We start from the raw sequence: 8,102 nt of genomic DNA, 5'->3' as shown, positions 1-8,102 counted from the left end.
ATGGTGTCTTGTGCGGAGAGTAGTTCGTACTCGATGGGGGTGCGGTAGCCCAGTGCTGAATGTCGTCTCTGGCGGTTGTAGAAGATCTCGATGAACTCGAAGATCGCGTTGGCCAGTTCGACCCGGGTCTTCCAGCGCTTTCGGTTGAGTAACTCGATCTGCATCGAGGACCAGAACGACTCCATCATCGCGTTGTCCAGGCCGTCCCCGACGGTGCCGAACGACGGCAGGAGGCCAGCGGAGCGGATGCGTTCCCCGAAGACCCAGGAGGTGAACTGGGTGCCGTGATCGGCGTGAACGATCCCGCCCGGCTCGGGGCGGCGGTTGCGGATGGCCATGTCCAGCGCGTTGACCACGAGGGTGGAGTCCTGCCTTGAGTCGATGGACCAGCCCACGATCCTGCGGCTGAACGCATCCAGGACCGCCGCGCAGTAGACCCACCCTTCCCTGGTGCGGTGCTGCGTGATGTCGGTGACCCACAGCTCGTCGGGACGCAACCGATGGAACTTCCGGTTGACCAGGTCCTCGGCGGTGACGACACCACGCAGGCGCTTCACGCGCACCGGTCCGGGCAGCCCGTAGATCCCGGCCTGTGTCATCAGCACCGACACGGTCCTGGAGCAGACCCGGATGCCCATGCCCAGGGTGAGCTCGGCGTGGATGCGGCGGTAGCCGTAGGTGCCGCGGGAAGCGACGTGAACCTCTCGGATCAGTCCGGTCAGCCAGTCCCGCCGTAGCTGCCGTGGAGTGGTCGGTGTGCGCTTGTGTTTGTAGTAGTTCTGCCGGGCGACGCCAAGGATCCGGCAGCACCTGTTGACCGGTGCCCCGGCATCGACGAGTCGGTCGATCACCGGGTAGAGCCTTTTGGGGCCGGCTTGTCCTCGCCAAGGAACTTCGCCGCCTGCCGGACGATCGCCAGCTCGGTCTCCAGCTCATGGATCCGCCGGCGCGCGGCCCGCAACTCAGCAGACTCGCTCGACGGCGTTCCCGGTCGCCGCCCGTTGTCGATGTCGTCTTGCCGCAACCACTTCGACAACGTGACGGGATGGATACCGAGCTCCACCGCTGTCTGTTTGGCCTGCTTGCCGGCGCGGACCAGCGCGATGGCACGCGCCCGGAACTCCGAAGGATAGCGACGAGGCATGGCTGCCAGCCTTCCGTGAAGGGCTGTCAGTTAGCCACCAGAACTGGAACCTGGGAGATGGGGCAGGTCAGTTCGTCACGCCCAGGTACGCCAGTCTCAGCAGCACGGCCGATCATCATGCCGCGACCACCGCCGATCACGCGAGAGCCCCGACTCGGGCAACTGCGGTGCTACCGAAACCCGCTCCCACCTGCATGGATGAGGTATTCGGCAAGGGCAGGTCCGCCGGACCTTGTCCCGGTCGGGTTTCGTGATCGACTACGTGCAGTACTACAGCGACGCGCTGAAGCCGTGGGATGAGGCGGCTCGGCCGCGGCGCCGCCGAGCCGCTGACCATCGCCGAGGACCTGCGGTGCGACGACATCGAGTTCGAACGCGGTCGGCACGGCGGACACCCCAAGGTCTTCGACGACGACATGGTCGCCTACGCCCGCCCCCTGCGGGCCAGCGGCGTCCCCGTTCCTCAGATCGCCCGCAAGCTCGTCATCCCGTCCGGCAAGAGAACAAGGGCGAGCACCCCTCGGTCGCCAGCGTCTACCGGGTCCTCGCCGAAGCCGAGGCGACCGACGCCACGACCTGAACATCACGCCCGTCGCCCTGATGAAGACGGCGAGTCTGGCACGTGCAGTCGACTCCGGTTATCCGTGCAGCCGACTTCGGAAGCGGACACCTTTCAAGATAGAAAAGAGTCAGGGTGCCTTCAAAAACCTGAGTCATTCAAGAACCCCGGATCACCATTTTCTGAGCCTTTTCCATCTTCAGTCTGAGCTGGTCAGATGAAGGGTGAGGACGGCCTGGACGAGGTTGGTGATCCGGGTGGCCGAGCATCGCAGTTTGCGGAGGAGTCGCCAGGACTTGAGGGCGGCGATGGTCTGCTCGAGGAGTGCCCGGATCTTTGTGTGAGACCGGTTCACCGCTTTCTGGCCCGGGGAGAGGGTCTCCCAGCGTCCCCAGCACCGGATGCGGACCGTGCCGCCGGCACCCCGGTAACCCTTGTCTCCCAGCACTTGATGCCGGCCTCGGCGAGGGCGTCGACGATGCCGTGTTCGCGGGCCGCGCGGATGTCGTGGACGGCGCCGGGCAGGGCCGGTGAGGCTCACAGCAGTCGACCGAAGGGATCTGCGATGACCTGCACGTTTCATTCCGTGCTTCTGTGTTTTCCGGAGTAGAACGACCGGTCCGCGGCAATGCGGTCGATCGGCAGGAGCGTGCCGTCCAGGATCACGAACGCCTTCACCGAAGCGGTCCGCACCGCGTCGGCCAGGCTGGGAGCGAGGGCGGCGAGGAGTTGGACAGCCTCGGTGACATAGCGGTAGGCCGTCGTGGGTCCGACGCCGAACCCGGCCTCGAGCTGGGTATATGTGTGTCCCACCCGCAGATGAGCGAGTGTGAGCAGGGCCTGGCGGCTGGCACTCAAACGCCGCCAACGGGAGCCGATCGCAGGGCGGTGCCGCCGCAACTGCTGCGTGAGGAAGCGAAGGGCAGAGCTGGACACGTCGAGCCCGACGGGTAAACAAGCACGTGAAGCCTCTGGTAGAGACGGTTCTCTTGGTCGAAAACCCATCTACCAGGGGCTTCACCATGTTGCCAGCCCAACTGCCAGTCTCGCGCACCAGGTTGGAAGGGGCTCAGGGCCTGATTCATGACACTCCCAGCCACGCTTCGGATGTTCCGGGCATCGGATAGACTTTTTCCTCGCTGGGGGTTGCTTGCACGTTGAGAGAGTTTGTCGCAGAGGGGACGCAGTAATGGGCGGACGAAGGGTCACCACAGTGACCGAGAACATGCCTGCAGTTGTTGGTCTGCCGATTGCACTCGAGCTTTCAGGCGGATTGACTCCCGTACTCGCTCTGGCGGTGCCCTCTACTGTCCCGCGTAGCGAGTTGGATGAGTTCCTCGCGCGCCACGGGTTCGTTGCTCGGGGACAAACAGCGCGGGCACGAGCGTCTCGAACGCGATGGGCCGTCGAACGCGACGGCCGATTGGTATTCTCCTTCAACGCCAAGGAGGGGCCAGCTCGGTTCGAAATGCCGGATGAGCCCGAGATCCGAGCGTGGGCCGGGTTCGCCCTCTCTACGGGGGGAACCGTAGGAGTAATGGTTCTGCCCGAAATGGATGCGCCGACAGCGGCCGCTGTAGCGCGCCGGACAGAGGCGGACGGCGGTGAATACTGGCTTTTGAGTGCCGGATTGGATATCTGATGTTCCCTGTGACGGCTTGTTCGAGCGGGCGCTTCAATGCTGCCCGGCACCGTCCAGGACATCCGCGAGGCCCGCGAACACGGCATCGTCGACGCCCTCGCCGAGGTCGGCGTCAACTGCTGGGCGGACAAAGCGTATCGAGGAGTCGGCGGCACGGTTGGCACCCCTTGCTGGGGACGGTGGGAGGCTCTTTCCACGGGCCAGAAGGCCGTCAACCGGTCCCACGCGAAGATCCGCGCGCTCGTCGAGCAGGCCGTCGCCGCCCTCAAAGCCTGGCGGCTCCTCCGCAAACTGCGATGCTCGGCCACCCGCATCAGCGGCCTCGTCCAGGCCGTCCTCACTCTCCATCTGACCAGCGCAGAGCGAGGAAAGAACCGTCCCGCCTACGGCTTCCGTAGGAGCCGGGGCGATACCTGTTAGGCGAGACGGCAATTCCTCGAGGAACTTTTTCCTGACAAGGCTGCGAAAACTGTCCCGGTCGTCGCCGGGAGTGCGGTGGTCAGCAGCCTACCGTGTAGCCATATCCCTGTCCCTGTGGCGCGAATGTGCCACCACGGTACTCAATGAAGCCATGCACCGCAACGCAATTGTTTGCCGTGCCAGTCACGCCAACCGGGCCGGCATAGGAGCTGTACTGACCAGTGTCCCTATCTTGAGCGATTTCACTGCACGGCTTCCCCGAGCCCGAGGTCTGTGAGCATTTGGAAATTACGACGTCGGTCAGGGAAGCCACGCCGGAAGTTTTGCCGCGATGATAGAGGCAGGCGCTGTTGGTGCCGCCGTTACTGCTGTTGTAGTAGACGGTCAACTCGCCGATTACACCATCTCCGGGGTACGAGATAGTGTAATCGGCCGTGATAGTACCGGAGCAGGAGGTGGCAGCCTGCGCCGACTGAGAAAATAGCAGATTGGCACCTATGAGGCTGGCCAGGATGGCGAGTATGCCCAAGACACGGCGAGAGAATGTCATGCGGTTCCCTCCTGGGGAGCAATGATCAAGATCGCGGAATCACCATACTTAGCCACGATGGTGATGACGTCAACCTCTCTAGAAGCAGCGGAAGTTGACGCAGCGTCGGCCACGCCGCTCAGAGCCCATGCGCGTTGGTCATGGAGTCGTTTCCAACCTGCTTAGGGCGTTTGGCAGTTGGGCTGACAACGGGATGAAGCCGGGTAGATGGGTTTTCGGCCAAGGGAATCATCTCCACCAGAGGCTTCACGTGCTTGTTTACCGGGCCGGCCACGCGGCTGGTTCAGGGGATGCGTGCCGAGGGTGGGCAGGCCGGCCGAGGCGGCTCGCCTAGGCACTGTCCGGCGGATCATGTGCCTTTCGCATCTGCGGCGAGAACCTCTTCGTGGCGAAGCTCGGCCGCCGCCTGCTTCCCCGTTTGCTGGAGCAGCCTGAACGGGTCGGGACTACTCGTCGCGTTTAGGCTCACCACGACGGTGCCCACACGGATCAGCTCCGTAGCCCATGGCTCAGCCTTGCCGCCCTGCAGGCTCCACGACTCCTGGAACGCTGTGGAGTCGTCGCCTGTTCGCGGGATCGGCATACTGACTACCTCCTTGAAGGAGAAGGAGTAGTTCTTGAGCCGGTAGTGAAGGTTGGAGCAGTGTTTGACTGAGGTCCGGGTGTCGTCGATGACTCGCTCAGCTTCTCTGGCACTGGGGTAGCTGACCACCATGCTCTCCAACTGGACCGGACGGTCAGTGGTGGTGAGGGTGTATCCCCTGTCGACCTCGTGCAGCCCATGATAGTAGGAGCCGCTCAGGAATTGGGCGTTGAGGAAGGTCGTGCACTCGGGGCCGCCCGCATCCGCCTTGTACCTGATGCTCGTCACACCTGTGCGGTCGTATCTTGGCGCGCGTTTCAGCAGCGGGAAGTCTGTGTCGGAGAAGGCGACCACGTGGAGCTGCTTCTCGCTCAGGACCACGGCCTGCACCCTGGGGTCGAGGCTCGCAGCCTTGGCCTTCGGCGGTCCGGCGGCCTGCGACGCCACGGAGTGGACCTTCGCCCCAGACTCCCCACACGCAGCCGTAACGCCCAGCGCCATGCTCATCGCAACGGCACACACCGTACGTCGGACCGCGTTCATGTGTGCCCCCTGTGATCACCCCGCTGGCCACTGGAATATAGCAGCGCGGCTGTGCACCGCCTCGGACCTCCGGTGCTGACCAACGATCGATCCTCGACCTCTACGAGCACATCAGCCAGGAGGAGGCCGTGCAGATCCTGCGGGAGTGGTTGGATCCGCTCTGGGATGTGCCCAGCGAGCTGGAGGAAGATCTGCAGCAGGAGGTGTTCGACCGCATGGCTGCAGCCGATGGCATCTACTACCTCAGCGAGCTCGGTGATGAGGCGATTCATGACTGGGGACGTGTGCACGACTACTTCCACGAGTTCGTGCTGATCGACCGCTCGGCTGGGCAGATCCCCCTCGTCGTCGCGGCCGACGACTGAGCCAACCATCGGTGCATCCGCTGCAATGGCTGAGATCAGGAGCGGAGCCACAGCCGAATCGCGGCAAGCGGCTCCGGCAGCTGACCCGGGGAGGCGACTACGCCTTCTACCCGGATCGTCGCGTTCATGGGGGGCCACCCCCACGACGCACCCTCGCCAGCCCGTTGGGTCGATTCGCTGGAGCAGACCCGCGCCCGCTGGCGGGCCCTGGTCACCCCACCGCCGTGCCCGTGTCGGAGGGACTCCCTGACGCCGCCGCCCCACCCGGCGCCCGCTCAGCCGGCCGTCGCCTGCGCAGCAGGCAGCGCGCACACTGACGCGGCCGACAGGCGATACTGGCCCTATGGCCGTCACGTCTCCCCGTTCGCCCGTTCCCGACGCCGCCCAGGTACTACGAGCCCGGTACACCCACCGGCTGCCAGCCCGCCTGGAGGACCTGACCGGCCCCGCCCACGGCACCATCGACCTGCCGTTGCACGTCGTCTGGTCCGGGCGCCGCTCCTACGACCTGACCGGCCTCAAGTCCAGGATCAGCCTGTACCGCACCGTCCTGACCGAAGGACAGCGCCGGGACCTGGAGGTCTTCCTCAACCGGGACCTTCTGATCAGCCAGTGGCCCATCCTGCGCACCCTGATCAGCCGCTTCATCCGCGACGCGTGGGAGGACGCCTTCCCCGAGCTGGCCAATGCGAAGGCCCCGTGAACCTGACCCACCTGCACCGCCGCCTGCTCGCTGACATTCTCGCCATTGGCACCCCGTACCCGCTGGTCATCACCGGCGGGTACGCCGTGCAGGCCCACGGCCTGGTCGACCGGCTCTCCCAGGACCTGGACGTCGCCACCGAGAACCCCGCCCCGATGGATCAGATCATCCGTACCGTCCGGGCAGGCCTCACTGATCGCGGCTGGACCGTCCGCGAGATCGAGACCGACCCGCTCGCCGGCCGCCTCATCGTCACCGACCCCGCCACCGGCGAGGACTGCGAGGTCGACATCCTCAAGGAAGCCTTCTGGGCCCCGCCCGCCGCCACCGAGTACGGCCTGGTCCTCGCCCTCGACGACGTGATCGGCACCAAGGTCCGGGCCCTGGCCGAGCGTGGCGCGGTCCGCGACCTCATCGACGTCCACGCCGCTTACCGGCACCGCACCACCGCCGACCTGGAGAAGCTCGGCCGCCGCCACGCCCGCACCGAGTTCAGCCTCAGTGACCTGCGCGACCGCCTCTTCGGCGCGGAATGGTGGGACGACGCCGACTACACCGGCTACGGCCTCAGCCCTGACCAGGTTGCGGACCTGCGCGAGTGGGCTCTCGCATGGGCGAGCGATCTCGACACCCGCCTGCATGCCGAGGAAGATCCCGACAACTGACCCTCACACACAGGAACCGGCGCCGGTCTCGACCGCCGCCTTCTCGGAGCCGACCGCGTGGGGACCTTCCTCAGTAGCGTGATCTATGCCACATGCCCCGCCGTGCGGGGCGCACGTGCCGTTGCTGTGAAGACGTGCCACGGGACTGCTGTGAGTAACCTTTTTGCTACTCAGCGTGTCATCCGGTGCGGTGATCCCGGCGAAGAATCCGGTACGCGTGAACTCGCTGTGCGTAACTGGAAGTTGACTGTCCGGAACGCCTGCCCTTGAAGGGGCGGCCGGCTCGGACTGTTCGTCTGCGAGATGGCACTACTACCTTCGACCTTGGCCGTCATGCCGGCGTTGACCAGGGCGTAAAGAGAACGTTGCTGCCTCGTCTTTGGCACATACGCCGTCGGCTTGCCAGCGCAGCCGGTCGGGCCTGGATACCGGCGTTTGCCTCGGAGTGCTGCTCTGCTGCCTGTGCCGGTCCCGTTGGAGACATGGGAGTCCCGGCAGCAGGTCGGTCATCTGCGGAGACGGGCTAACTCCAAGCTCCCGCTGGAGATATGCCTCGTAGTGGTGGTAAGACCGGACTGCGCTGGCGAGGTTGCCTTCGGCGAGATGGATCTCGATGATGATCCGGTGGGCGGTCTCCCGAATCGGGTCGATCGCGGCGGCCGCTAGCGCAGCTTGGAGGGCAGGCAGGTACCGCTGTGCGGAGAGAAGCCGCTGGGCCAGGCCCTCAAGGGCGTACAGGCGCATTTGGTTCCAGCGTTCGCGGTCCAGGTACAGCCACTCGTCAGGCCATCCCGGCAGCAGTTCCTGAGTGAGCTCGTCTGTGAGCGTCTCACTGAGCTTCTTCAGCGTTGCCGCTCCAGGGTGAGGACGGCTTTGGCGATTGACGTCATGCGGTTTGGACTGCATCGGGATCTGCGGAAGATGCGCC

Annotated in this window: 6 protein-coding genes and 4 pseudogenes; 4 read left to right on the top strand and 6 right to left on the bottom strand. The window is 65.1% G+C overall.

Translation table 11 applies throughout. The features are described 5' to 3' along the window. Nucleotides 1-1,144 (bottom strand): annotated as a pseudogene (locus tag ACWC0C_RS47650) (IS3 family transposase); the annotation flags it as partial. A gap of 758 nt (nucleotides 1,145-1,902) precedes the next feature. Continuing rightward, a pseudogene (locus ACWC0C_RS47645) lies at nucleotides 1,903-2,665 on the bottom strand (transposase family protein). Nucleotides 2,666-3,384: 719 nt separating this feature from the next. Here ACWC0C_RS47645 and ACWC0C_RS47640 point away from each other — a divergent pair. After that, nucleotides 3,385-3,765, top strand: a pseudogene (locus tag ACWC0C_RS47640) (transposase family protein); the annotation flags it as partial. Between the two features lie 79 nt (nucleotides 3,766-3,844). On the opposite strand, the gene ACWC0C_RS47635 reads toward ACWC0C_RS47640, so the two are convergent. After that, nucleotides 3,845-4,315 carry a hypothetical protein gene (locus tag ACWC0C_RS47635; protein ID WP_449198969.1) on the bottom strand — a complete coding sequence of 157 codons (471 nt, stop codon included), beginning with the start codon at nucleotides 4,313-4,315 and terminating at the stop codon, nucleotides 3,845-3,847. Between the two features lie 349 nt (nucleotides 4,316-4,664). Next, nucleotides 4,665-5,345, bottom strand: coding sequence for a sensor domain-containing protein (locus ACWC0C_RS47630; RefSeq protein ID WP_450871424.1), 681 nt, complete (start codon nucleotides 5,343-5,345; stop codon nucleotides 4,665-4,667). 224 nt (nucleotides 5,346-5,569) lie between these two features. On the opposite strand from ACWC0C_RS47630, the gene ACWC0C_RS47625 reads away from it, so the two are divergent. The 3 genes from ACWC0C_RS47625 to ACWC0C_RS47615 all read left to right on the top strand — a co-directional run bounded on the left by ACWC0C_RS47625 (nucleotide 5,570) and on the right by ACWC0C_RS47615 (nucleotide 7,174). Then, on the top strand, nucleotides 5,570-5,806 hold the full coding sequence (locus ACWC0C_RS47625) for a hypothetical protein (protein WP_450871422.1): 237 nt from the start codon (nucleotides 5,570-5,572) through the stop codon (nucleotides 5,804-5,806). 343 nt (nucleotides 5,807-6,149) lie between these two features. Next, on the top strand, nucleotides 6,150-6,509 hold the full coding sequence (locus ACWC0C_RS47620) for a hypothetical protein (protein WP_450871421.1): 360 nt from the start codon (nucleotides 6,150-6,152) through the stop codon (nucleotides 6,507-6,509). Further along, nucleotides 6,506-7,174 (top strand): nucleotidyl transferase AbiEii/AbiGii toxin family protein, encoded by a 669-nt coding sequence (locus ACWC0C_RS47615; RefSeq protein WP_450871419.1) that lies wholly within the window; start codon nucleotides 6,506-6,508, stop codon nucleotides 7,172-7,174. Before ACWC0C_RS47620 ends, ACWC0C_RS47615 begins: the two co-directional genes overlap by 4 nt. Nucleotides 7,175-7,486: 312 nt before the next feature. Here ACWC0C_RS47615 and ACWC0C_RS47610 read toward each other — a convergent pair whose 3' ends face one another. Both ACWC0C_RS47610 and ACWC0C_RS47605 read right to left on the bottom strand, forming a co-directional pair. Next, nucleotides 7,487-7,918: a bacterial transcriptional activator domain-containing protein gene (locus ACWC0C_RS47610; RefSeq protein ID WP_450871425.1), complete on the bottom strand. Its 432-nt coding sequence runs from the start codon at nucleotides 7,916-7,918 to the stop codon at nucleotides 7,487-7,489. Between the two features lie 98 nt (nucleotides 7,919-8,016). Next, nucleotides 8,017-8,102, bottom strand: a pseudogene (locus ACWC0C_RS47605) (IS5/IS1182 family transposase); the annotation flags it as partial.

The organism is Streptomyces sp. NPDC001709 (assembly GCF_053596375.1).
The sequence above is the reverse complement of the archived record's forward strand: the minus strand, read 5'-3'. Positions and strand labels throughout refer to the sequence as shown.

Excerpts from the sequence above, each read along its gene's own strand:
- ACWC0C_RS47635 (WP_449198969.1), bottom strand. The coding sequence starts at position 4,315 with ATGACATTCTCTCGCCGTGTCTTGGGCATACTCGCCATCCTGGCCAGC.
- ACWC0C_RS47610 (WP_450871425.1), bottom strand. The coding sequence starts at position 7,918 with ATGCGCCTGTACGCCCTTGAGGGCCTGGCCCAGCGGCTTCTCTCCGCA.
- ACWC0C_RS47620 (WP_450871421.1), top strand. The coding sequence starts at position 6,150 with ATGGCCGTCACGTCTCCCCGTTCGCCCGTTCCCGACGCCGCCCAGGTA.